The sequence below is a fragment of the Phenylobacterium sp. genome (genome assembly GCF_035475775.1).
GTDB lineage: Bacteria > Pseudomonadota > Alphaproteobacteria > Caulobacterales > Caulobacteraceae > Phenylobacterium.
Genome location: NZ_DATIMC010000013.1, coordinates 1 through 21,663 on the forward strand (window position 1 = coordinate 1; position 21,663 = coordinate 21,663).

25 protein-coding genes and 1 pseudogene are annotated in these 21,663 nt (G+C 71.7%); 8 read left to right on the plus strand and 18 right to left on the minus strand.

The annotated features are described in order from the left end of the window. Window positions 1–114: 114 nt before the first annotated feature. The 4 genes from VLI41_RS01850 to bioB all read right to left on the minus strand — a co-directional run bounded on the left by VLI41_RS01850 (window position 115) and on the right by bioB (window position 3,438). On the minus strand, window positions 115–471 hold the full coding sequence (locus VLI41_RS01850) for an endonuclease domain-containing protein (protein ID WP_325266352.1): 357 nt from the start codon (window positions 469–471) through the stop codon (window positions 115–117). A gap of 118 nt (window positions 472–589) precedes the next feature. Further along, a complete protein-coding gene (locus VLI41_RS01855; RefSeq protein WP_325266353.1) occupies window positions 590–1,351 on the minus strand; it encodes an ABC transporter permease in 762 nt (253 codons plus the stop codon). Continuing rightward, on the minus strand, window positions 1,348–2,322 hold the full coding sequence (locus VLI41_RS01860) for an ABC transporter ATP-binding protein (RefSeq protein ID WP_414692515.1): 975 nt from the start codon (window positions 2,320–2,322) through the stop codon (window positions 1,348–1,350). Before VLI41_RS01860 ends, VLI41_RS01855 begins: the two co-directional genes overlap by 4 nt. 135 nt (window positions 2,323–2,457) lie before the next feature. Then, complete coding sequence (gene bioB, locus VLI41_RS01865; RefSeq protein ID WP_325266355.1) at window positions 2,458–3,438, minus strand: biotin synthase BioB; 981 nt, start codon at window positions 3,436–3,438, stop codon at window positions 2,458–2,460. A 143-nt stretch (window positions 3,439–3,581) separates the two neighbouring features. Between bioB and VLI41_RS01870 the strand changes: the two genes are divergently transcribed. From VLI41_RS01870 to VLI41_RS01895, 6 genes are all read left to right on the plus strand, one after another. Beyond that, a complete protein-coding gene (locus VLI41_RS01870) occupies window positions 3,582–5,051 on the plus strand; it encodes a CHAD domain-containing protein (RefSeq protein ID WP_325266356.1) in 1,470 nt (489 codons plus the stop codon). 222 nt (window positions 5,052–5,273) lie between these two features. Then, complete coding sequence (gene ahcY / locus VLI41_RS01875) at window positions 5,274–6,665, plus strand: adenosylhomocysteinase (protein WP_325266357.1); 1,392 nt, start codon at window positions 5,274–5,276, stop codon at window positions 6,663–6,665. Window positions 6,666–6,726: 61 nt separating this feature from the next. Next, window positions 6,727–8,082, plus strand: coding sequence for a carbohydrate porin (locus VLI41_RS01880; protein WP_325266358.1), 1,356 nt, complete (start codon window positions 6,727–6,729; stop codon window positions 8,080–8,082). A gap of 8 nt (window positions 8,083–8,090) precedes the next feature. Beyond that, entirely contained in the window at window positions 8,091–8,939 is an 849-nt protein-coding gene (locus tag VLI41_RS01885; RefSeq protein ID WP_325266359.1) for a PfkB family carbohydrate kinase, read from the plus strand. Between the two features lies 1 nt (window position 8,940). Further along, complete coding sequence (locus tag VLI41_RS01890) at window positions 8,941–9,222, plus strand: acylphosphatase (protein ID WP_325266360.1); 282 nt, start codon at window positions 8,941–8,943, stop codon at window positions 9,220–9,222. After that, entirely contained in the window at window positions 9,222–10,346 is a 1,125-nt protein-coding gene (locus VLI41_RS01895; protein WP_325266361.1) for a serine hydrolase domain-containing protein, read from the plus strand. Before VLI41_RS01890 ends, VLI41_RS01895 begins: the two co-directional genes overlap by 1 nt. 64 nt (window positions 10,347–10,410) lie before the next feature. On the opposite strand, the gene VLI41_RS01900 is transcribed toward VLI41_RS01895, so the two are convergent. The 9 genes from VLI41_RS01900 to VLI41_RS01940 form a co-directional block, all read right to left on the minus strand. Next, window positions 10,411–10,830, minus strand: coding sequence for a hypothetical protein (locus tag VLI41_RS01900; protein WP_325266362.1), 420 nt, complete (start codon window positions 10,828–10,830; stop codon window positions 10,411–10,413). Window positions 10,831–10,939: 109 nt separating this feature from the next. Further along, complete coding sequence (locus tag VLI41_RS01905; RefSeq protein WP_325266363.1) at window positions 10,940–11,698, minus strand: anti-sigma factor; 759 nt, start codon at window positions 11,696–11,698, stop codon at window positions 10,940–10,942. Continuing rightward, a complete protein-coding gene (locus tag VLI41_RS01910) occupies window positions 11,695–12,312 on the minus strand; it encodes a sigma-70 family RNA polymerase sigma factor (protein WP_325266364.1) in 618 nt (205 codons plus the stop codon). Before VLI41_RS01910 ends, VLI41_RS01905 begins: the two co-directional genes overlap by 4 nt. A gap of 17 nt (window positions 12,313–12,329) precedes the next feature. Further along, window positions 12,330–12,674 (minus strand): cupredoxin family copper-binding protein, encoded by a 345-nt coding sequence (locus VLI41_RS01915; RefSeq protein ID WP_325266365.1) that lies wholly within the window; start codon window positions 12,672–12,674, stop codon window positions 12,330–12,332. 29 nt (window positions 12,675–12,703) lie between these two features. Then, window positions 12,704–13,636 carry a metallophosphoesterase family protein gene (locus VLI41_RS01920; protein ID WP_325266366.1) on the minus strand — a complete coding sequence of 311 codons (933 nt, stop codon included), beginning with the start codon at window positions 13,634–13,636 and terminating at the stop codon, window positions 12,704–12,706. Between the two features lie 48 nt (window positions 13,637–13,684). Further along, window positions 13,685–14,479, minus strand: a complete 795-nt coding sequence (locus VLI41_RS01925; protein WP_325266367.1) for an ABC transporter permease — start codon at window positions 14,477–14,479, stop codon at window positions 13,685–13,687. Beyond that, the gene (locus tag VLI41_RS01930) at window positions 14,476–15,093 is read right to left on the minus strand and encodes an ABC transporter ATP-binding protein (RefSeq protein WP_325266368.1); all 618 of its coding nucleotides are present in this window, start codon (window positions 15,091–15,093) and stop codon (window positions 14,476–14,478) included. Before VLI41_RS01930 ends, VLI41_RS01925 begins: the two co-directional genes overlap by 4 nt. Before the next feature lie 42 nt (window positions 15,094–15,135). Next, window positions 15,136–16,065 (minus strand): EamA family transporter RarD, encoded by a 930-nt coding sequence (rarD, locus tag VLI41_RS01935; RefSeq protein WP_325266369.1) that lies wholly within the window; start codon window positions 16,063–16,065, stop codon window positions 15,136–15,138. A 3-nt stretch (window positions 16,066–16,068) separates the two neighbouring features. Then, window positions 16,069–17,100 carry an aspartate-semialdehyde dehydrogenase gene (locus VLI41_RS01940; protein ID WP_325266370.1) on the minus strand — a complete coding sequence of 344 codons (1,032 nt, stop codon included), beginning with the start codon at window positions 17,098–17,100 and terminating at the stop codon, window positions 16,069–16,071. Window positions 17,101–17,277: 177 nt separating this feature from the next. Between VLI41_RS01940 and VLI41_RS01945 the strand changes: the two genes are divergently transcribed. Then, window positions 17,278–17,676, plus strand: a complete 399-nt coding sequence (locus tag VLI41_RS01945) for a PaaI family thioesterase (RefSeq protein WP_325266371.1) — start codon at window positions 17,278–17,280, stop codon at window positions 17,674–17,676. A 209-nt stretch (window positions 17,677–17,885) separates the two neighbouring features. On the opposite strand, the gene VLI41_RS01950 is transcribed toward VLI41_RS01945, so the two are convergent. The 3 genes from VLI41_RS01950 to leuB all read right to left on the minus strand — a co-directional run bounded on the left by VLI41_RS01950 (window position 17,886) and on the right by leuB (window position 20,240). Next, on the minus strand, window positions 17,886–18,377 hold the full coding sequence (locus tag VLI41_RS01950) for a hypothetical protein (RefSeq protein WP_325266372.1): 492 nt from the start codon (window positions 18,375–18,377) through the stop codon (window positions 17,886–17,888). Beyond that, window positions 18,377–18,976: a response regulator gene (locus VLI41_RS01955; RefSeq protein WP_325266373.1), complete on the minus strand. Its 600-nt coding sequence runs from the start codon at window positions 18,974–18,976 to the stop codon at window positions 18,377–18,379. The genes VLI41_RS01950 and VLI41_RS01955 overlap by 1 nt, the downstream gene beginning before the upstream one ends. 214 nt (window positions 18,977–19,190) lie before the next feature. Further along, window positions 19,191–20,240: a 3-isopropylmalate dehydrogenase gene (leuB, locus tag VLI41_RS01960; protein WP_325266374.1), complete on the minus strand. Its 1,050-nt coding sequence runs from the start codon at window positions 20,238–20,240 to the stop codon at window positions 19,191–19,193. A gap of 161 nt (window positions 20,241–20,401) precedes the next feature. Here leuB and VLI41_RS01965 point away from each other — a divergent pair, with 161 nt between their 5' ends. Next, window positions 20,402–20,794: a hypothetical protein gene (locus VLI41_RS01965; RefSeq protein WP_325266375.1), complete on the plus strand. Its 393-nt coding sequence runs from the start codon at window positions 20,402–20,404 to the stop codon at window positions 20,792–20,794. A 12-nt stretch (window positions 20,795–20,806) separates the two neighbouring features. On the opposite strand, the gene VLI41_RS01970 is transcribed toward VLI41_RS01965, so the two are convergent. Both VLI41_RS01970 and VLI41_RS01975 read right to left on the minus strand, forming a co-directional pair. Continuing rightward, the gene (locus tag VLI41_RS01970; RefSeq protein ID WP_325266376.1) at window positions 20,807–21,109 is read right to left on the minus strand and encodes a putative quinol monooxygenase; all 303 of its coding nucleotides are present in this window, start codon (window positions 21,107–21,109) and stop codon (window positions 20,807–20,809) included. Beyond that, window positions 21,106–21,663: pseudogene (locus VLI41_RS01975) on the minus strand (hypothetical protein); the annotation flags it as partial. The pseudogene VLI41_RS01975 and the gene VLI41_RS01970, both read right to left, overlap by 4 nt.

A 21,663-nucleotide genomic window follows, 5' to 3' on the forward strand; every position in this document is an offset into this window, starting at 1 on the left:
GGTGGCGGCGCTGGCGGCGCTGGTCGAAAGCCGCTTCGACGAGGAGGAGTAGTCCGGCCCCAGTTCCTCCCCTTTTCGGGGGAGGTGGCGCGAAGCGCCGGAGGGGGCTTCCGCTCAGAAGCCGGGGTCCCGCCCTGCCGCGTCGGCGATCGCCCGCAAAGCGCCGTTCATCTCCTTCAGGACGAGCGCCGCCGACAGCCGCAGTGTCCGAACCCCCTTGCCGGCCAGCCAATCGTCCCGCCGCTCGTCCTTGCGCCAGCTTGCGATGTGGCCGACGCCGTCAATCTCAACGCAGAGCCGCGCCTCGTGACAGTAGAAGTCCAGCACGTAAGGCCCGATAGGGTGCTGCTTGCGGAACTTCAATCCGGCGAGCTTGCCCGCTTTCAGCTCGCGCCAGAGCAAGCCTTCTGGGAGGCTCAAGCGGCGACGGAGGTGCTTGGCGAAATCACGGGTTTCGTGCGCGACTTGCATGAGAACAGCTTAGATGTGCTCTTATTGTTCCGCAACGCTGCAGGGGGAGGTTGCACGTTTTGAGCGGAAGCCCCCTCCGGCCCTCCGGGCCACCTCCCCCTGCGGGGAAGGAACCGGGCTAAGTCTTCAGCCGCCAGCCGGTGCGGAAGATCCAGCTCACCGCCAGCAGGCAGGCGATCAGGAACGCCAGGGTCATGACGAGGCTCAGGCCCACGCCGACATCGGAGACGCCGTAGAAGCTCCAGCGGAAGCCGCTCACCAGGTAGACCACGGGGTTGAACAGGGCGACCTGTCGCCAGGCGCCGGGCAGCATGGCGATGGAATAGAAGCTGCCGCCCAGGAAGGTGAGCGGGGTCACCACCATCATCGGGATGATCGACAGCTTCTCCCAGCCGTCGGCCCAGACGCCGGTGAGGAAGCCGAACAGCGAAAAGGTCACCGAGGTCAGCACCAGGAAGGCCGCCATGGCCAAGGGGTGGCCGATCGAGAACGGCACGAAGAGCCGTGCGGTGGCCAGGATGATGAGGCCCAGCACGACCGACTTGCTGGCCGCCGCGCCCACGTAGCCCAGGACGATCTCGAAGGCCGAGATCGGGGCGGAGAGCACCTCGTACACCGTGCCGGCGAAGCGCGGCATGTAGATGCCGAAGCTGCCGTTCGAGATGCTCTCGGTGAGGATCGACAGCATGATCAGCCCCGGCACGATGAAGGCGCCGTAGGAGACGCCGTCCACCAGCGGCATGCGCCGGCCGATCGCCGAGCCGAAGACGATGAAATAGAGCGAGGTGGTGATCACCGGGGTGGCGAGGCTCTGCACCACCGTGCGCGCCCAGCGATGCATCTCGAACAGGTAGATGGCGCGCACGGCGTAGAGGTTCATCGGCGTCCCCTGACCAGGCTGACGAAGATCTCCTCGAGCGAGCTCTCGGCCGTCTGCAGGTCCTTGAAGTCGATCCCCCGGGCCGAGAGCGCCCTGAGGAGCTCGGCGATGCCGGTCGTCTCGGCCTGGGCGTCGAAGGTGTAGACCAGCTCCGCGCCTTCCGCCGCGAGCTCCAGCCGGTAGGCCTCCAGGCCCGGCGGCACGGCGGCGAGCGGCTCCTGCAGGTGCAGGGTGAGCTGCTTCTTGCCGAGCTTGCGCATCAGCGCCGTCTTCTGCTCCACCAGGATCAGCTCGCCCCTGGAGATCACGCCCACGCGGTCGGCCATCTCCTCGGCCTCCTCGATGTAGTGGGTGGTCAGGATGATGGTCACGCCGTTCTCGCGGAGCCTTCGGACCATCTCCCACATGTCGCGACGAAGCTCGACGTCGACGCCGGCGGTGGGCTCGTCGAGGAACAGGATCTTCGGCTCATGGGACAGCGCCTTGGCGATCATCACCCGGCGCTTCATGCCGCCGGAGAGCGCCATGATCTTCTCGTCCTTCTTGTCCCACAGCGAGAGGTCCTTCAGCACCTTCTCGAGGTGGCCCGGGTCGGGCGGCTTGCCGAACAGCCCGCGCGAGAACTTGACCGTGTCCCACACCTTCTCGAAGGCGTCGGTGGAGAGCTCCTGCGGCACGAGCCCGATCTTGGCGCGGGCGGCGCGGAAGTCGCGGACCACGTCGTGGCCATCGGCCATGACCTTGCCGCGGGTCGGATTCACCAGGCCGCAGACGATGCCGATCAGGGTGGTCTTGCCCGCGCCGTTCGGGCCCAAGAGCGCGAAGATCTCGCCCTGCATGATCTGCAGGCTCACCTCCTTCAGCGCCTGGAAGCCGCCGGCGTAGGTCTTCGACAGGCCCTCGATGGAGATGATCGGCTGCACGGCGGCTCCCCTCGGCGCGACATAGGAACGATCCGGCGGCGCCGCCACAGACACTCTATTGCTCCCCTCGGGGGGGAGCTCCGCCGAAGGCGGCGAGGGGGCTTCCGCTCAGATGGCGCGGCTGCGATTCGGCGGCGGAAACCCCTCCGGTCCTCCGGACCACCTCCCCCTGCGGGGAGGAATTCAGACCATCGGCCGCATCTTCAGGTCGGCGAGCAGGGCCTCGTCGGCGGTGGGCTCGGGGTTCCGGGTGGTCAGCAGCCGCCCGCCGACGAAGATCGAGTTGGCGCCGGCCAGGAAGCACAGCGCCTGCAGCTCCTTGGTCATGTGCTCGCGCCCGGCGGCGATGCGCACCACCGACTTCGGGCAGACCAGGCGCGCGACCGCGATCATGCGCACGAACTCCAGCGGGTCCACCGGCTCCGAGCCGCCGAGCGGCGTGCCGGGGATCGGCATCAGGTCGTTGATCGGCAGGCTCTCCGGATGGGCGGGCAGGGTGGCGAGCTGGTGCAGCAGGGCCGCGCGGTCGCGTCGCGTCTCGCCCATGCCGACGATGCCGCCGCAGCAGACGCAGATGCCGGCCTCGCGCACCGCCGCCAGCGTGTCGAGCCGCTCCTGGTAGGTTCGCGTGGTGACCACCTTGTCGTAGTAGTCCGGCCCGGTGTCGAGGTTGTGGTTGTAGAAGTCGAGGCCCGCGGCCTTCAGGGCGGCGGCCTGGGGCGGCGTCAGCATGCCGAGCGTGGCGCAGGTCTCGAGCCCGAGCGCCTTCACCCCCGAGATCATGGCGGCCAGCTTCGGCAGGTCGCGGTCCTTCACGTCGCGCCAGGCCGCGCCCATGCAGAACCGCTGCGCGCCACCGGCCTTCGCCTCGCGCGCCTTGGCGATCACCGCGGCCGGGTCCATCAGCTTCGAGGCCGCCACGCCGGTCTTGAAATGCTGGCTCTGGGCGCAATAGCCGCAGTTCTCCGGGCAGCCGCCGGTCTTCACGCTCAGCAGCTGCGAGATCTGCAGCTCGGTCGGGTCGAACCAGCGGCGATGCACCTCGGCGGCGCGGAACACCAGCTCGGTGAACGGCGTCTCGAACAGCGCCTCGACCGCCTCGAGCGTCCAGTCGTGGCGGGGGAGCGCCGGGTCCTGGGCGGCGGCGCGGAGAGGGGCGTTCATGGGCGCATCCTGGCTCGGAGGGACGCCGCCCTTAGAGCTCGGCCGGGGCGCGGAGGCAAGCATCGCGCCGCAGCCCAAACTTTCGCGAGCTTTGTGACCGGCGAGTCCCTAAATCATCCTGGCCGTGAAGAATGGAGCCGGCGGTGAGCGGGTCCCGCGAGATCGAACTCAAGTTCCTCTGCGCGCCGCGCGACCTCAACGCGGTGCTGGCCGCCGCGCCGGAGGGCGACGAGGAGTCCCGCGAGCTGATCAGCGTCTATTTCGACACCCCCGACCTTCGGCTGCAGAAGGCCGGCGTCAGCCTGCGCGTGCGCCAGTCGAAGGCCGGGCGCGTGCTCACCATGAAGCGCGGCGACGGCCTGACGCGCGAGGAGTACGAGGCCTCGCTGGAGGGCAGGGAGCCGCCCGGCGAACTGGCGCCGCTCCGCGAGCTGCTCTCCGAAGCCGATGCGGCGGCGCTGGAGCCCGCCTTCAACGTCCGGGTCACCCGCCGCCAGCGGCTGATCCGCTTCCAGGACTCCGAGATCGAACTGGCCTGCGACCAGGGCGAGGTTTCCGGAGGACGCCTGGCCAGCCCGATCAGCGAGGTGGAGCTGGAGCTGAAGTCCGGCCGGCCCGAAGCGCTGTTCGCCTTCGCCCGCGAGCTCGCCAGGGCCGCGCCGCTCTATCTCTCGTTCGACACCAAGTCGGCCCGCGGCCAGGCCCTGGTGGCCGGCCAGGCGGCCGCCCGCCGCAAGCCCAAGGTGCGCCTCTCGGTCCATGCGACCACCGCCGAGGCCTTCCAGGCGAACGCGCGCCATGCGCTGGCCCAGATCGCCGCCCACGCCGCGGTGCTGCGCGACGCGCCCGGGCCGGACGCGGTGCATCAGCTGCGCGTCGCCGCGCGGCGGCTGCGCAGCGCGCTCTCCACCTTCCGCCCGGTGGTCGAGGGCGACGCCTACGCTCCGCTGAAGGCCGAGCTGCGCTGGCTGGCCAAGGCGTTCGACCGGGCCCGCAACCTCGACGTCTTCGCCCTGGAGGGGCTGGCGCCGGCCGCGGAGACGGGGCCTGCGCCCGCGGGCCTGGGGGGTCTCAAGGCGGCGGTGTCCGCCGCCCGCGAGGCGGCCCGGAAGGAGGCGGCCGAGACCGCGGCCTCAGACCGATTCCGCCGGCTGATGATCGACGCCGCGGACTGGATCGAGACGGGCGCGTGGCTCGGACGCGCCGCCGCCGCCGAGCCTGCCCGCGCCTATGCCGCCCATGTGCTGGAGCGGCGGCGCAGGACGCTCATCGGGCGCGGCCGCCGCATCGCGAGCGGCGATGACGCGGCGAGGCATGCCGTCCGAATGCAGGCCAAGAAGCTGCGCTACGCCGCCGAGGGCTTCGCCGCGCTCTATCCGGCGAAGGCGGCGGACCGCTTCGTCGGGCGCGTGAAGGCGCTGCAGGACCGGCTCGGCGAGCTCAACGACATCGCCGCCGCCGAGGCCCTGACCTTGGGCCTTGGCCTGACGCCGGAGGCGGCGTTCGCCGCGGGCGAGCTCGCCGGCTTGCGGGTCGCGGGCAAGCCCAAGCTCATCGCTCGCGCCGACAAGGCGCTGCGCCGCCTGCGAGAGGCGGACCGGTTCTGGCGCTGATCCCCGCTGCGGGGCGCCCCCGCGCTCGATCGAAACCGCAGAGCACGCAGCAAATGCGCAACCCAGATCGACCGGACCTGCGAATCCCTGAGCCTGCCGTCTTCCCCGCTCTTCCCTGCGCCCCGCAAGATCACATAAGGAAATCCTTATACCTCGGTTGCGAGGGCGCCGGGGCGCGGCTATAGACGCAGGCTCCGCAACGCCTCCCTGCAAGGAACCCCGATGACGGATTACGTGGTGAAGGACCTCGCGCTCGCCGACTGGGGCCGCAAGGAGATCGAGATCGCCGAGACCGAGATGCCGGGCCTGATGGCGCTGCGCGCCGAGTTCGGCAAGGACCAGCCGCTGAAGGGCGCCCGGATCGCCGGCTCCCTGCACATGACCATCCAGACCGCGGTGCTGATCGAGACCCTGCAGCACCTGGGCGCCGAGGTCCGTTGGGCCTCGTGCAACATCTTCTCCACCCAGGACCATGCCGCCGCCGCCATCGCCCGCCAGGGGACGCCGGTGTTCGCGATCAAGGGCGAGAGCCTGGTCGAGTACTGGGAGTACGCCCACAAGATCTTCGAGTGGGGCGACGCCGGCCATCCGAACCTGATCCTCGACGACGGCGGCGACGCCACCCTGCTGACCGTGCTCGGCCCCAAGGCCGAGAAGGACCCCGCGATCCTGGCGACGCCGGCGAACGAGGAGGAGGAGGCGCTCTTCACGGTGATCAAGCGCTACCTGCAGGAGAAACCCGGCTTCTACTCGGCCATCCGCAAGGCCATCAAAGGCGTCTCGGAGGAGACCACCACCGGCGTGCACCGCCTCTACCAGATGGCCGAGCGCGGCGAGCTGCCGTTCCCGGCGATCAACGTCAACGACAGCGTCACCAAGTCGAAGTTCGACAATCTCTACGGCTGCCGCGAGAGCCTGGTGGACGGCATCCGCCGCGCCACCGACGTCATGCTGGCCGGCAAGGTGGCGGTGATCTGCGGCTACGGCGACGTGGGCAAGGGCTCGGCGGCCTCGCTCCGCAACGGCGGGGCGCGGGTGATCGTCACCGAGATCGACCCGATCTGCGCCTTGCAGGCGGCGATGGAGGGCTACGAGGTCAACACCCTCGACGAGGCCTGCGCCACCGCCGACATCTTCGTCACCTGCACCGGCAACAAGGACGTCATCACCGTCGAGCACATGCGGCGGATGAAGAACAACGCCATCGTCGCCAACATCGGCCACTTCGATTCCGAGATCCAGATCGCGGGCCTGAAGAACTACAAGTGGGACAAGATCAAGGACCAGGTGCACCACGTCGAATTCCCGGACGGCAAGAAGATCATCGTGCTGTCGGAAGGCCGGCTGGTGAACCTCGGCAACGCCACCGGCCACCCCAGCTTCGTGATGAGCGCCTCGTTCACCAACCAGACCCTCGCCCAGATCGAGCTGTGGCAGAACGGGGCCAAGTACCAGACCCGCGTCTACACCCTGCCCAAGCACCTCGACGTGAAGGTCGCCATGCTGCACCTCGAAAAACTCGGGGCGAAGCTCACCACCCTCTCCAAGGATCAGGCCGACTATATCGGCGTGCCGCCCCACGGCCCGTTCAAGCCGGACCATTACCGCTATTGATTGCAACCCGTCGCGCGGATCGGCGTATTCAGGCGCGGCCGTGACGAGCTGCGGAGGGCGCGTGAGCAAACGGGATCAGAAGGCCGTCGCGCTCGCGCTGGCCTTCGCGCTGCTCGGAGGCGCGGCGCTCGCCCAGCAACAGCCGAGCGCCGATGAGGCCGGCGCCAGGCCGGTGACTGCGGAGCGTTGGGCGCTCCATGCCCAGGCCACCGACATCCTGCAGTACTATCCGGCCTTCCACAGCCCGTTCCAGGGTCCGAACAGCCTACGGCCCGAGGCGACCTGGGGGAACACGGTGGACGCCACCATCTACGCCGGCGTCCGGCCCTGGTCGGGCGGCGAGGCCTGGCTGAACTGGGAGGGCTACCAGGGCTATGCGCCTTCCAACACGCTGGGCGTGGCGGGCTACGTCAACGGCGACGGCGCCAAGGTGGGCCACGCCCACCCTTACGGCCGGATCGCCAGGCTGTTCTTCCGCCAGACGATCGATCTCGGCGGCGGCCCCGACGATCAGGCGGCCGACCTGAACCAGCTCGCCGCGCCGCGGACCAAGGACCGGCTCGTCCTCACTGCGGGCAAACTCAACGTCACCGACGTCTTCGACGCGAACACGTACGCCCACGACCCGCGGAGCGACTTCCTGGACTGGTCGCTGATCGCTGCCGGCAGCTTCGACTACGCCGCCGACGCCTGGGGTTACACCTATGGCGCTTCCGCCGAATGGTACGCGGGCGACTGGACCTGGCGGGCCGGCGCATTCGATCTGTCGACGGTCCCGAACTCGCCGATCCTCACCCCGGACTTCCGCCAATTCCAGCTGGTCGGCGAAGCCGAGCGCCGGATGAGCCTTGGCGGGCGCCCCGGCGCGATCCGGCTGACCGGCTTTCTCTCGCGCGGGCGGATGGCCCGCTACGACGCCGCCGTCGCGCTCGGCCGCCGGACCGGCGGGCCGGCCGACGCCAGTCTGGTGCGCCGCTACGCCAGCCGGCCGGGGGCCAGCCTGGGCTTCGAGCAGGAGGTGGCCGATGGCTTGGGCGTGTTCGGGCGGCTCGGCTGGGCCGATGGCCAGCACGAGGCCTACGAGTACACCGACATCGACCGGACCGCTGAGCTCGGCATCCAGGTGGAGGGCAAGCGCTGGGGCCGCAAGGGCGACGAGATCGGCGCCGCCGCGGTCGTCAACCAGCTCTCGCGAGCCGGCCAGCGGTACCTCGACGCCGGCGGCCTCGGCATTCTGGTGGGCGACGGACGCTTGCCGCATCCCGGCTCCGAGGAGATCCTGGAAGCCTACTACAGCCTGGGTCTGGGCAAGGACCTCCACCTCAGTCTCGACGATCAGTTCGTGGCGCATCCCGCCTACAACAGGGACCGCGGCCCGGTGAACGTCATGGGGCTGCGGCTGCATTTGCAGCACTGACGATCCCGATGCCCGACACGCGCTCGCCCTCGGCGCTCATCCTCTCCTCGTTCGTGGCGGCGAGCCGCATCGGCGGGGCGGCGCAGCAGTATGTGCTCGCCGCGCACCGGATCGACCCCGTGCTGGTCCCGACGGCCATCTTCGGCCGCAGTCCGGCCAAGGGCGCGCGCGGCGAGCCCACCGCCCCCGAGGCGTTCCGGCGCATGCTCGGCGACATCGAGGCCGACGCCGTCTTCGGGCTCCTCGACCTGGTGATCACCGGCCATTTCTCGCTGCCGGAGCAGGTGGAGATCGCCGCGGGATTCGTGGAGCGGATCCGCGCCGGTTCGGTGCGGCCCCCGGTGGTGATCGTCGATCCGATCATGGGCGATGCGCCGAAGGGGCTGTATGTGAAGGCCGAGGTGGCGGAGGCCATCGCCGGCCGCCTCGTCCCGCTCGCCGACTGGATCACGCCGAACCTCTGGGAGCTCGGCCGCCTGGCCGGGCGCGAGGTGCGTGACGCCAAGGGCGCGGCGGCCGCCGCCCGCGCCCTCGGGAAGCCGGCGCTGGTCACCTCCGTCCCGGGCCGCGCCGGCGAGATCGGCCTGCTGCTTTGCGAGGCCGGCGGCGGAGCGACGCTCATCTCGCATCGCGAAGCCGAGCAGGCTCCCAGCGGCACCGGCGATCTGGTGGCCGCCAGCTTCGGAGCGGGGCTGGCGGAAGGGCTTCTCCCCTCGGCGGCCGCCGAGCGCGCCGCGCGGGCCGCCGCCGAGGCGGTCGAGGCGGCGCAGGCGCTCGGCGTGGCGGACCTGCCGCTGGTGGCGATCGCCGCGCGGCTCGCCGCGCCGCGGGCGGCGGTTCGCGTGGAGCGCCTGTGAGATGGGCCGCGCGGCCGAACGGCTGGTGATCGAAGGCCGCGTGCAGGGCGTGGGCTTCCGCTGGTGGACGCTCAGCCAGGCGCGGGGCCTGGGACTCGCCGGCTGGGTGCGCAACCGCCGCGACGGCTCCGTGGAGGTGCTGGCGATCGGCGAGCCCGAGGCGCTCGAGGCGCTGGCCGAAGCGTGCGCGCAGGGCCCCGCAGGCGCCGTGGTCCGATCCGTCCGCCGCGGCCCGACGCACGACGACGGCTCGCTGGGGTTCGAGGAGAGAGCGACGGCTTGATGGTGGAGATATCAGGAACCGCCAAGCCGCGCTTCGCTGCGGTGAAGGACGCCTTCGCGGCGAATTTCGCGGCCGGCGAGGAGCTCGGCGCCCGCTTCACCGTGGTCGAGGCCGGCGAGGTGGTGGTCGACATCTGGGCCGGCCATGCCGACCGGGCCCGCACCCGGCCATGGGACGCCCGCACGCTCTGCCCGATCTTCTCGACAGGCAAGGCGATCGCCGCGACGCTCGTGGCCCAGCTCGTGGACCAGGGCAAGCTCAGCTACGAGCAGACCGTCGCCGCGGTCTGGCCGGAGTTCGCCCAGGCCGGCAAGGCGGCGATCACCGTCGAGCAGGCGATGAGCCATCAGGCGGGCCTGTCCGGGTTCCCCGGCCGGATGGATCCCGCCGACTGGTTCGACTGGGACCTGATCTGCGCCAGGCTCGCCGCCATGGCGCCGCTCTGGCCGCCCGGGACCGCCAGCGGCTACCACCCGCTGACCTTCGGCTACCTGGCCGGCGAGCTCTTTCGACGGGTGGACGGCCGCCGCATGGGCCAGGCGCTCAGGGAGGATCTGGCCCAGCCGTTCGGCCTCGACCTGTGGTTCGGGCTGCCGGATTCGGAGTTCGGCCGGGTGGCGGAGGTGCAGCGGCCAGGCGCGTTGCCGGACTTCGGCCATCGCAATCCCGCGACCGTCGCGGCGTTCCTGACGCCCTGGGCCCAGCCCGGCGGGCGGGGGCCGGAGGCGTTGCGGCGGGCGGACATCCCCTCGGCGAGCGGCCACGCGACCGCCGAGGCCCTGGCCCGGCTGATGGGCGCGCTGGCCGCCGACGGCTGGCTGGACGGCGCCGACATCCTCTCGCCCGCGGTGATCGGCGAGGCCGCGCGGGAGCGCATCCGCGGCCCGGATCTCGTGCTGCCCTTCGAGATGAGCTGGGGCGCCGGGTTCATGCGCAACGAGACTGTCCACGCCTGGGGGCCCGGGAACCAGACCTTCGGCCACTCGGGCTGGGGCGGCTCCTGCGCCTTCGCCGACCCCGAGCGGAAACTGGGCGGCGCCTATGTGATGAATCGGCAGTCCGCGGAGCTGCTGGACGACGCGCGGCCGCGGCGATTGATCGAAGCGGCCTATGGCGGGCTCTGAACGCCAGGCGCCCCGGCCCGTGCGGCCCGGGGCGCCCATCTCAGACGACGTTGGATGGCCGGCGCTACTTCTTCTTCATCATCGACTTGATCTCGGACTGGGTGGCGTTGATCGTCGCCGCGCCGTTGTCGACGGCGAGCGCCGAAGTGTCGACGGCGAAGCTGTCCGCCCCCATCTTGATCGTCGCCACCTGCTTGCCGCTGGCGTCGGTCTTCACGTCGGTGACCTGACCGATATTGGCGCCGGTCTTGTCCTTGACCGTCAGGCCGGCGGTGACCATTCCCGTCGCCGGCGCGCCCGAGGCGGCGCCCGTCGACGGGGTTTCGGCGGCGGCCGGCGGAGTCGTGGCGCTCGGGGGCGGGGTGGTTGCGGAGGGCGGCGGGGTCACCGCGGTTCCGGCGCTCGAGCGGCCGGCCTGGGCGAGCGCAAGGCCCGGTATCGAGAGCGCAAGCGCGGCGGCGCCGATTGCGGGGATGAAACGCATGGGGGTCTCCCTGGTCTGTCGTTTTCCCCGACGACGCCCAGGGTTTCGGAGCTTTACGTCGCCCAAGGGGCCGACCTGTGTCGGCTTCTGGGCTACGGCCGAGCTCGCATCAGCTCCCCGTGCGCTGCGCGAACAGGCGGGCGAACGCCTGCAGCTCGCCGCGGTCGACATCCGACACGGCCCAGAACTGCAGCCCGCCCTGGGTCCAGTGGACGATCGCGTAGCCCTCGTGCGAACGGCCCAGCGCGGGCAGCCGCGGCGGCCCGGTCTGCGGCCAGACGAAGAGGTTGATGACGTGCCTGTTGCGCCGATAGACGAGGGCTGCGACGCGGCGGCCGTCGAGGTAGTCCAGCCGGCCGCCCTCCAGCGGGAACCCGGCCTCGGCCAGGTCGACCACCGGCGGGGCGAAGTCCACCTTGCCGTTGAACCAGGGCTTCACCGTGTGGCGATCCGAGGTCTCGACGTCGACCAGGCGGGTCCCCAGGGTGGAGCGCACGTGGTCGGCAACGAGCTGCGTCTCCAAGGCGCCGGTCGACGGCAGCACGGCGACCGCCGCCAGCGCTGCGGCGAGGGCGCCGAACCCCGCCGAAAGACCCCAGGGCAGGACGCCGGCGCTGTGGCCGCGCGGCCGGGCGGCCGGCGCTTCCGCCGCGAGCGTCGCCTCGATGCGCCGCCGCAGGCTCTCCGGCGCGGGCTCGCGAAGGGCGGGATCGGCGAGGCGTTCCCGCAGCATGCGCAGGTCGTCGAGGGCCGCCGAGCAGCCGGGGCAGGCGGCCAGGTGCGCCTCGAACGCCTGGGCGTTGGCGGCGTCCAGCTCGCCGTCGAAATAGGCCTGCAGCAGTTCGGCCTGGTCGGGGCAGCCGCTCATCTCCGGGACTCCTCGCGCAGGGCGACGGCCAGCATCTGGCGGGCGCGGGCCAGGCGCGACATGACCGTGCCGAGCGGCGCGCCGCTCACCTCGGCGATCTGGCGGTAGGAAAGGTCCTCGAACTCGCGCAGGACCAGCGCCTCGCGGAACGGCTCCGGCAGCGCCGCGATCGCGCCGCGCACGCTTTGCGCCTCGCCCTGGCGGATCAGCGCGGCCTCGGGGCTCGCCTCGTCGGAGGCCGCGTCCGGGGCCGCCTCGTCGCTGGTCCAGGCCGGCCGGTTGCGGAGCGAGCTCAGGAACGAGGACCGCACGATGGCGAACAGCCAGGCGCGCGGATCGCCGCCGCGAAAGCCCGCGAACGCGCGATAGGCCTTCAGGAAAGCGTCCTGGACGATGTCCTCGGCCAGGGTCGCGTCGCGGGTCAGATAGCGGGCGAATCCGTAGGCGGCGTCCAGGTGCGGCAGGACCAGGCCCCGGAACCGCTCGGCGTCGGCCTTGGCGAGCGGCGCGTCGGGGCCGTCCCGCCGACCGGCCGCCGGGGGAGGCGCGGCGCGGCCGGCGGGCGCCTCGGGCGGCCTCGCCCGGACGGTGCTGAACGGAAGGATCCGCGCCACGGCCTCGCCCCCGGCCCTCAGCGGGCCTTGACCACGATCTTGCCGGTCATGTGCGGATGGATCGAGCAGAAATAGGCATAGGTCCCCGGCTGGGCGAAGGTGAAGGCGAAGCGGTCGCCGGAATCCAGCACCTTCGAGCGGAACGCCCGCTTGTCGTCGGCGACGATGGTGTGGGGAATGTCGTCGCCGTTCAGCCAGGTCACCGTCGTCCCGGGGGCCACGGTGAGGACGGCCGGGCCGAAGGTGAAGTTGCCGATGGTCACCTGGGCCCCCTGCGGCGCGGGCGCGGCGGCGGCCAGGCTGATCAGCGCGACGGCCGCGAGGAGAGCCGGGGCGGCCCGCCTGAGGAGCGTCTGGAGCACGGGAGATTTCCTTCGAACTGCGAGGCGGGTCAGGCGAGGGCGGCGTCGGCGAGCGACAGCGGATGCGCGCCGGGGGCGACGCTGAGGGTCCGCACGCCCAGCGCCTCGCGCAGCCGCCCGGCCGGAACCTTGAGCGGTCCGGGCGCGGGACCCTGGCCGGGCGCGGGCTGCGGGAAGGCGGTCGAGCGCGCAGTCTGGAAGGTGATGTTCCCCTCGGTTTTCTGGATGATCTGGTGGATGTGCCCGTTGAGCACCGTCACCGAGCCGAAGCGCTTCAGGAGCCCCAGCGCCCGGGCGGCGTCGTCGGTGCCCCACCCCCACTCGCGGTAGATGGTCCACAGCGGGATGTGGGTGTAGACGACCACCGGCGTCGAGGCGGAGAGCGGGGCCAGATCCTTCGCGAGCCAGGCGAGCTGGGGCTCGCCCAGGTGGCCCATGCCGCCCGCCTGCAGGTCCTTGACGTTCACCAGGCCCACGAAGTGGACGCCATTGCGGTCGAACGAGCGCCAGCCGTCGCCGAGCGTGCCTTGGCCGTAGCGCTCGAGGAAGGCCTGGCCCTGGCCTTCGTCGAGCATGTCGTGCTCGCCGGGCACATGGAACACCGGCAGGCCGGCTTCCTTCAGGATCTGGTCGGCGTCGTCGAACTCCGAGGCCTTCGAGAGCTGCGACACGTCGCCGGTATGCAGGATGAAGGCCGGCTTCTGCGGGAGCGCGGCGATCTTCGCCACCGCCTCGCGCAAGGTCGCCCGCGCGTCGGGGTTGGGGTCCTTGTTGAAGCCGATATGGCTGTCGGACACCTGGACGAAGGTGAACGGCTGAACGGCCGGCCTGCGCGGCGCGGCGAGGCTCTCGGCGGCGCCCAGCAGGGCGGCGGCGGGCAGGCCGCCGCTCACTGTCCAGACCAGGCCCGTGCCGGCCCAGGCGAGGCACTCCAGAAAACGTCTGCGATGGGCTTCGGCCATGGTCGCGCTCCGTCGTTGTTCGACGGCAAGACGCCAGACGCGGCGGGTTTATTCCCGCAGCCGGTCGAGGCGCAGGCGCTGGCGCTCGTCGGTCAGCCGCCGAAGCGCCCCGTAGGCCATCATCAGCGCCGAGAGCCCGCTCGCCCCGGCCAGCAGGAACATCAATAGAATCTGGTACTTCACTGCTTCCAACGGATCGAGCCCGGCGAGGATCTGGCCGGTCATGATGCCGGGCAGGGTGATCACGCCGGCGGCGGACATCTGGTTGATGATCGGCAGCAGGCCGCGCCGGATCGCCTCGCGCAGCAGCCGCGCGGTGGCCTGGTGGAAGCTGGCGCCCAGCGCCAGCTGCGCCTCGATCGCGCTGCGCTCGCGCGCCACCCCGCCCAGCAGGCTGTCGAGCGAGAGGCTGCCGGCGTTCAGCACCGAGCCCAGGACGATGCCGACCAGGGTCACCGCGTAGCGCGCGTCGTACCACGGGTGCGGCCGGATGGCGGTGAGCAGCGCCAGCCCGACGGTGACGACGGTGGCGATCGCCACGCCGCCGGCGCTGAGCGCCAGGCCGGCCCAGCCCTTCAGCTTGCGCTCCGGGCGCGCGGCGATCTCGCGGGCCGCGATGGCGCTCATCACGAGCACGATGGCGAGCGTCGCCGCCGGATGATGCAGGGCGAAGACGAAACGCAAGAGGTAGCCGACCGCCACCAGCTGCACGACCATGCGGCCGGCCGCCCACAGCACCTGCCGGTGCAGGCCGAGGCGGAGCAGGACCGAGAGCAGCGCATCGAAGGCGACCAGCGAGCCGGCGATGGCGAGGTCCGCCGGGCTGAGCGAGATCGCGTTCACGCGGCCGCCTCCAGCCGGCGCTCGCGCATCTCGCGGCGGCGCGCGCCGAGCCGCTGGGCCTGGGCCGGGTCGTGGCTGACAACGATCATCGCCACGCCGTCGGCGAGGCGCGCCGTCAGCACCGCCTCCATCTCGCCGATCGAGGCGGGGTCGAGCGGGCCGGTGGGCTCGTCGAGCAGCAGCACGGGCGGGTTCAGGACCAGGGCGCGGACGATGGCCAGCCGCTGGCGCTCGCCGGTGGAGAGCCGCTGGACGGGGCCGTCGAAGAGCTCGTCCGGCAGGCCGAGACGCTCGGCGAGCGCGCGGGCCGGGGCGTGGGTCGCGGGCGCGAAATGCTCGGCCACCGTGTCGCGCCACCACCCGGATTCGGCCGCGACGTAGGCGACCCTGCGCCGCCAGTCGGGCGCGGCCATGGCGGGGCGGGGCATCCCATCGAGCGCCACCTCGCCGCCGTTCGGATCGAGGTCGGCGATCATCCGCAGGAACAGGCTCTTGCCGGAGCCGGAGGGCCCGCCCACCGCCAGGCATTCGCCCGCCGCGAGGTCGAGATCGAAGGGCCCGGCGAGCGGGCTCCGCAGGCCCCGCAGCCGAAGCCGCGGCGCGTCCGGGCTCATCGCCGGATCATCGCCCGCCGCGCGCCCGCGCGCCAGCCTCGCTCATTCGGCCGGGGCGACTTCGGCGATGGCCAGGCGCACGGACCTCGCGCGCGTCCAGGCGCCCCAGAGGAACACCGCCGCGCCGGCCCAGATGCAGGCGAAGGAGGCCGCCCGCAGGGGCGTGAAGGCCTCGCCCTCCGCCAGGCCGATGACGAAGCTGATCGAGGGCGAGACGAACTGCAGGAAGCCCATGGCCGAGAGCGGGATGCGCCGCGCCGCCCAGGCGAACAGCACCAGGGGCACGGCGGTGATCGGGCCGCACGCCACGAGCCAGGCCGAGACGCCGAGGCCTGCGCCGAAGTGGCCGCCGCCGAGCCGGCTCAGCCAGCCGAGGTAGGCGGCGGCCGGGATCCCGACGACCAGGCACTCGATCAGGAAGCCGGTCTGGGCCTCGGCGGCGACGCGCTTGCGCACCACCCCGTAGCCGCCGAAGCTGAGGGCGAGCGCGACGGAGACGAGCGGCAGGCGTCCGAGCGCCAGCGCCTGGACCGCCACGCCGGCCGCCGCCAGCGCCATCGCCGCCAGGCCCAGCCGGTCCATCCGCTCGCGGAACACCACCGCGCCGGCGGCCATGTTGATCAGCGGCGTGATGTAATAGCCGAGGCTCGCCTCCAGCACCCGGCCGGTGTTCACCGCCCAGATGTAGATCGTCCAGTTGACCGCGATCAGCAGCGAGGACAGCACCAGCCACGCCAGGGTCCTGGGCGTGCGGAACGCCCGGCGCAGCTGCGCGCCCTGGCCGGCCAGCAACACCAGCAGGCCCGCGGTCGGCAGGCTCCAGAGGATGCGGTGGCTGATCAGCTCCCAGGGGCTCACGCCCATGCGCCCGATGGCCTGGAAGACCAGCGGCACGAAGCCCCAGATCACATAGCAGAGGCCGCCCGCCCCCAGCGCCAGGCGGGACTCGCCGGGCGCCGAAGGACCAGCCACGGCCTAGACGAGCGCCTTCTGGCGGATCAGGCCGCGCTGGTGGAGCAGCTCGGCGATCTGCACGGCGTTGAGCGCCGCGCCCTTGCGCAGGTTGTCGGAAACCACCCACAGGGCCAGCCCATGCTCCACCGTCGGGTCCTTGCGGATGCGCGAGACGAAGACGGAGAACTCGCCCTGGGCTTCCTTCGGCGTCATGTAGCCGGTGGGCTCGTGCTTATCGATCACCACGACGCCAGGAGCCTCGCGCAGGATCTCGCGCGCCTCGTCCTCGTCCAGCGGCGCCTCGAACTCCAGGTGCACCGCCTCGGAATGGCCGACGAACACCGGCACCCGCACGCAGGTGACCGTCAGCTTGATGTCGGGATCGAGCATCTTGTGCGTCTCGTTCCACATCTTGGCTTCTTCGTCGGTGTAGCCGTCGTCGCGGAAGGTTCCGGCATAGGGGATGACGTTGAAGGCGATCTGCTTCGGATAGACCTTGGGCTCGCCGGGCCCGAGGACGAACACCGCCTTGGTCTGGTCCCAGAGCTCGTCCATGGCCGCCTTGCCGGTCCCGGAGACCGACTGGTAGGTCGCCACGACGGCGCGCCTGATCCTGGCGCGGTCGTGCAGCGGCTTCAGCGCCACGACCAGCTGGACGGTGGAGCAGTTGGGATTGGCGATGATGTTCTTCTTGTGCGCGTAGGCGACGTCGTCCGGGTTCACCTCCGGGACGATCAGCGGCACGTCGGGGTCCATCCGCCAGGCCGACGAGTTGTCGATCACGATCGGGCCCTGCGCGCCGATCTTCGGCGCCCATTCCTTGGAGAAGGCGCCCGACACGCTCATCAGCACGATGTCGACCTTCGAGAAATCGAACTGCTCGACGTCCTCGCAAGGGACGTTGTTGTCCCTGAAGGCGACCGGCACGCCGATGGATTTGCGCGAGGCGATCGCGTGAATCTTGTCCACGGGGAAGTTCACTTCCTCGAGGATGTTCAGCATCTCGCGGCCCACATTGCCCGTGGCGCCGACGACGGCCACCCGGTAACCCATCGCAAATCTCCTAAGTTCGGGGAGGCGTCCCCTACTCTGACGCCGGACCAGACGCAAGGCGGCGGGCGCGCTTGGGCGACACATGGCGGCTGGCCGGGGCCTGCGCAAGCTACCTTCCGGGTCATTGACGCACGGTGAAGGAACGGCTGCTCTCGCCGCGAGCGGCAGGAGGTGGAGATGTCCGAGGTTCACACGCGCGGCGCGGGCATGCCGTTCGGCGATCTGCTGGGGATCGAGCTCCTGATCCGCGAGAAGACGCGGGTGGTGGGCCGCATGACCGTGCGTCCCGAGCTCTGCACGAGCGGGAACATCTGCCATGGCGGCGCCTACATGGCGTTCGCGGATTCGCTGGGCGCGATCGGCGGCTTCCTCAACCTGCCGGACGGCGCGCGCACCACGACCCTGGAGAGCAAGACCAACTTCCTGGGCGCCGCGCCGGAGGGGGCGACGATCCTGGGCGAAGCCACGCCGCTGCACGTCGGCCGGCGCTCCAGCGTCTGGCAGACGCGGATCACCAACGAGGCGGGCAAGCTCCTGGCGCTGGTCACCCAGACCCAGCTGACGATCGCGGATTAGCCCGCGGGCCGGGGCGGCGCGGCGGCGCGTCGAACTCCCTTCCCCGCTCACCCCCGCGAAGGCGGGGGTCCAAGCTGCGACTGGATCTCTGCGGTCGAGGCTCGGCCTGGTCCCCGCCTCCGCGGGGACGAGCGGCGAGAAGGTGGACGCGGAAGGCGCAGCTTGCCGCGTCTATGCGTCTCTGCGGTTTTGCATGAAGGCTGCGCGGCTCAGGCGGCGTCGGACGCCGCGGCGGCGGCTTCGGCGGCGTAGCGGGCGCGGACCTTGAGCAGGCCCTCCAGCATCTGCTCGGCGCCGGCCTGGGGCGCCCCCGGGCTCATCAGCAGCCGCCAGGCCTGGACGTGCACGCCCACCGCCGCACGGTCGAAGCGCCGCAGGGTGCGCAGGTGGTCGAGCAGGTCGCAGAAGCTGGTGAGGGCGACGTCCACAGACGGCGCGCCGCAGACCTCGCCGGCGCCGATGCCCTTCACGGCGATCGCGTAGATGCCCTCGAGCGCGGCGTCATCGAAGCCGTCGCCCAGGGTCGCATAGCCGGCCTCGCAGAGCTCCAGCAGGGCCAGGAGCTCGGCCGTGCAGGTGGGCTTGATGGATTCGAGGTTGGCCTGCGCGCGCTCGACGGCTTCGGCGACCGGCAGGCCGCCCGGCATGGCGAGAAGCTCGGCCAGCCGCGGCTTGGGGAAGACAAATCGAACTGAACTCATCAACCGGTGCTCCGTTCGGGCGGCGCCTCCGCCTGGGGTTCCGCCTCGCGTTCGGCCTGCGCCTTGGCCTCCGCCTCGGCCTTCGCCAGGTCTTCCCGACGTCGCCCGACGCCGTCCGGCGGTCCGTCGTCGCGGAAGCGCCGGTCGGGGCCGACGTAGGTCCCCGAGAACAGGAAGGGCCGGCTCGCGCGCGCCACCCAGATGATCCTCTCGAGGAGCACGATCGGGGCCAGCGGTTTCTTGATGATGAAGTGGCCCCCGGCGTCGCGGGCGCGGACGATGTCGCCGGTGGGCGTGTGCGCCGTGGTGATCAGCACCGGCGCGTAGCAGTTGGGCTCCTGGGTCTCGCGCCGCAGCCACTGGACGAAGTCGTAGCCCTGGCCGGACGGGGCGAGGGCGTCGACCACCGCGAGATCGATCTCGTGGGTCTGGGCGACTTCCTGGGCCATCTCGATCGAGGTGCAGCGGTGGAGCTGCTTGGCGCCCAGCCCGGTGACGATCTGCACCAGGATCGACATGCCCATGGGCGTGTCGTCCAGGAGCAGGATCGAGGCCTTCTCCAGGTTGAACCTCGCGCGTGAGGATGCGTCGAGCGCCATTCCTGTCCCGGACCGTCCCCCCTTGCGGCGGTCCCTGAATCCCAGCGGGAATCAGGACGCGCGCCCACGCCTCAAAGTAGCCCCTACCTAGCACCGCTTGGTTAAGAGGGCGGTAACCCCGCGCGGGCCGCGCCCCTCGCGTCTGCGCCATCCGATTGGACGCGCACGGCTTTTTCCGCCGCGTGCGAGGTGCGTCAGGACGACGCACGACGACCTACAGTTGCGCCGCGACGGCCGCGCCCATGTCAGCGGTTGAGAGGCTTCCGCCGATGTCCGGCGTGCGCGCCCCCGCCACCAGGGCGGCGGTGACGGCGGCGAACAGCCGGTCGGCGGCCTCGGCGCGGCCCAGCGACCAGCGGAGCGCCATCTCGAACGAGAGGATCGCGGCCAGCGGATTGGCGATGCCGCGGCCGGCGATGTCCGGCGCCGAGCCGTGGATCGGCTCGTAGAGCCCCGGCTTGCCGGGCTCGCCGAGCGCTGCGGAGGGCAGCAGGCCGAGCCCGCCGGTGAGCTGGGCGGCCTCGTCGGAGAGGATGTCGCCGAACAGGTTGTCGGTGAGGATCACGTCGAACTGGCGGGGATTCCTGACCAGCTGCATGGCGGCGTTGTCGGCCAGCATGTGCTCCAGGGCGACATCGGCGAACGCGCGCCTGTGCAGCTCGCTCACCACCTCCCGCCAGAGCAGGCCGGTCTCCATGACGTTGGATTTCTCGGCCGAGGTCACCTTGTTCCGCCGCCCGCGGGCGAGCTCGAAGGCGACGCGCGCGACGCGCTCGATCTCGGCGGTGGTGTAGACCTGGGTGTCGACGGCGCGGCGGCCGCCGCCGGGCAGGTCCTCGATGAACCGGGGCTGGCCGAAATAGACCCCGCCGGTCAGCTCGCGGACGATCACGATGTCGAGGCCCTCGACCAGCTCGCGCTTCAGGCTCGAGGCGTCCGCCAGCGGCTCGAAGCACAGCGCCGGGCGCAGGTTGGCGAACACGCCCATCTCGGCGCGCAGCTTCAGCAGCGCCGCCTCGGGACGCTGATCGCGCGGACCGGTCCAGCCGACGCCGTCGACCGCGCCCATGAGCACCGCGCGGGCGGCCTTGGCCGCGGCGAGGGTCTCGTCGGTCAGGCAGCTTCCCGCCGCCCGGAAGCCCGCAGCCCCGAACGGCCGCTCGTCCAGCGCCAGGTCCGGCGTGAGCAGCGCCGCCAGCGTCTTCACCTCGGCGATCACCTCCGGCCCGATGCCGTCGCCGGGCAGGAGAAGCAGGTCGGTCATGGCCGTCCCCGGATTGCGTGTCGGCGGTCTCCTAGGTGAAGGCCGGGCGCGGGGGAAGCCCGCGGCGCCTCCTTTTGCGGGTTTTGCGAGTTAGCGTTCCCGGCAAGTCGGCGGGGATCACCTGGGTTCGGCGCCAGCCGGACCGGCAAGAGGAAACGCTGATGAGACCCACGCCCCCAGTCCTCGCCGCCTTCGCGGGCGCGTGCGCGCTCGCCGCCGCGGCGGCCGCCCAGACGACGAGCGCGCCGGCGACGAACGGAACGGCCCCCAACACCGCGACCCTGCCGCCGGCCGCCTCGGCCCAGGCGCGCACCCACAGCCAGGGGGCGGCGAACGCGTCCGACGAGGCCAAGGCCCGGGCCGACGCGAACTCGGCGATCGCCCAGCCCTCGACCCATTCGACGGCGGCCACGGGCGCCGACGTCGACGCCTCGACGACCGCGCCGGACGACGCGAGCGCGACGACGGGCAAGTCCGACGACCGGCCGCGCAAGCACGGCCTGGCGCACCAGGCGGGGCCGGGCGTCTCGCCGCTCGATCGGCATCAGCGCTGAGGCCGCGCCCCCTCAGAGCTGGCGCTCGGCGCTCACCTCGTGGAGCGTGAGCCGGCGGTCGGCGACGCCGAACTGCGGCCAGGCCGCCCGCCACGTGGCCATGTGGGCGGATCGCATGTGCGCCTGCAGCGCGGCCTCGTCGCGCCAGGCCTCGAAGACGCGGATCAGGCCGGGCTCGGCCACGTCCTCGGCGTAGGAATAGACCCGGCAGCCGTCCTCGGCGCGGCTGGCGGCCAGCATGGCCAGCATGTGCGACTTGAAGCGGGCCAGGTTCTCCGGCGGCACGCGCACCGTGCCTGCGATCACCACCGTCACGGCGATGCCGGCGGCGGGGGCGTGTTCGACGGAAGGCTCCAGGCGATCGGCACGTCGACGGTCCGCCAGTCGTAGGCCGGCGCGTCGGGTCCGGGCGAGGTCGCCCGCATGACCTGCGTGGCCAGCACCAGTTCGGCGACGCCGAAGCCATAGCCGGCGGGGGCCTCCCCGCGCACCCAGCACTCGTCCAGCCGGCCGTCGTCGGTGACCTTGCAGCGGACCAGCGACTGGCCCTGCGCCGACATCCGCACCGCGCGATCGGGATAGTAGCGGGCGAGGTCGACGGAAGGATCGACGCCGATCCGGTCGGGCTCGTAGGGCCTGGCGGGCGCGAGGCCGAAGGCGTGCGCCTTGCCGAGGTTGGCCCGGATCAGACCCACGGCGACGCTCTGGCCTTGCCGCGTCCCGGGCAGGCGAAGCGGATGGGCCTGCAGGCTCGCCAGCGCCGCCTCGGCCGCGCCCGGATGTCCGGGGTCCGGATCGGCGGCGCAGTCGCGGGTGATCCCGCCCGGGGCGATCTGGCAGGTCACGACCACGGTGGCCGACAGCGGGGC

Excerpts from the sequence above, each read along its gene's own strand:
- VLI41_RS01895 (WP_325266361.1), top strand. The coding sequence starts at position 9,222 with ATGGTGGAGATATCAGGAACCGCCAAGCCGCGCTTCGCTGCGGTGAAG.
- VLI41_RS01855 (WP_325266353.1), bottom strand. The coding sequence starts at position 1,351 with ATGAACCTCTACGCCGTGCGCGCCATCTACCTGTTCGAGATGCATCGC.
- VLI41_RS01940 (WP_325266370.1), bottom strand. The coding sequence starts at position 17,100 with ATGGGTTACCGGGTGGCCGTCGTCGGCGCCACGGGCAATGTGGGCCGC.
- VLI41_RS01930 (WP_325266368.1), bottom strand. The coding sequence starts at position 15,093 with ATGAGCCCGGACGCGCCGCGGCTTCGGCTGCGGGGCCTGCGGAGCCCG.
- VLI41_RS01850 (WP_325266352.1), bottom strand. The coding sequence starts at position 471 with ATGCAAGTCGCGCACGAAACCCGTGATTTCGCCAAGCACCTCCGTCGC.
- VLI41_RS01955 (WP_325266373.1), bottom strand. The coding sequence starts at position 18,976 with ATGGCGCTCGACGCATCCTCACGCGCGAGGTTCAACCTGGAGAAGGCC.
- VLI41_RS01905 (WP_325266363.1), bottom strand. The coding sequence starts at position 11,698 with ATGAGCGGCTGCCCCGACCAGGCCGAACTGCTGCAGGCCTATTTCGAC.
- leuB (WP_325266374.1), bottom strand. The coding sequence starts at position 20,240 with ATGACCGACCTGCTTCTCCTGCCCGGCGACGGCATCGGGCCGGAGGTG.
- bioB (WP_325266355.1), bottom strand. The coding sequence starts at position 3,438 with ATGAACGCCCCTCTCCGCGCCGCCGCCCAGGACCCGGCGCTCCCCCGC.
- VLI41_RS01965 (WP_325266375.1), top strand. The coding sequence starts at position 20,402 with ATGAGACCCACGCCCCCAGTCCTCGCCGCCTTCGCGGGCGCGTGCGCG.
- VLI41_RS01885 (WP_325266359.1), top strand. The coding sequence starts at position 8,091 with ATGCCCGACACGCGCTCGCCCTCGGCGCTCATCCTCTCCTCGTTCGTG.
- VLI41_RS01945 (WP_325266371.1), top strand. The coding sequence starts at position 17,278 with ATGTCCGAGGTTCACACGCGCGGCGCGGGCATGCCGTTCGGCGATCTG.
- VLI41_RS01890 (WP_325266360.1), top strand. The coding sequence starts at position 8,941 with ATGGGCCGCGCGGCCGAACGGCTGGTGATCGAAGGCCGCGTGCAGGGC.
- VLI41_RS01900 (WP_325266362.1), bottom strand. The coding sequence starts at position 10,830 with ATGCGTTTCATCCCCGCAATCGGCGCCGCCGCGCTTGCGCTCTCGATA.
- ahcY (WP_325266357.1), top strand. The coding sequence starts at position 5,274 with ATGACGGATTACGTGGTGAAGGACCTCGCGCTCGCCGACTGGGGCCGC.
- VLI41_RS01920 (WP_325266366.1), bottom strand. The coding sequence starts at position 13,636 with ATGGCCGAAGCCCATCGCAGACGTTTTCTGGAGTGCCTCGCCTGGGCC.
- VLI41_RS01950 (WP_325266372.1), bottom strand. The coding sequence starts at position 18,377 with ATGAGTTCAGTTCGATTTGTCTTCCCCAAGCCGCGGCTGGCCGAGCTT.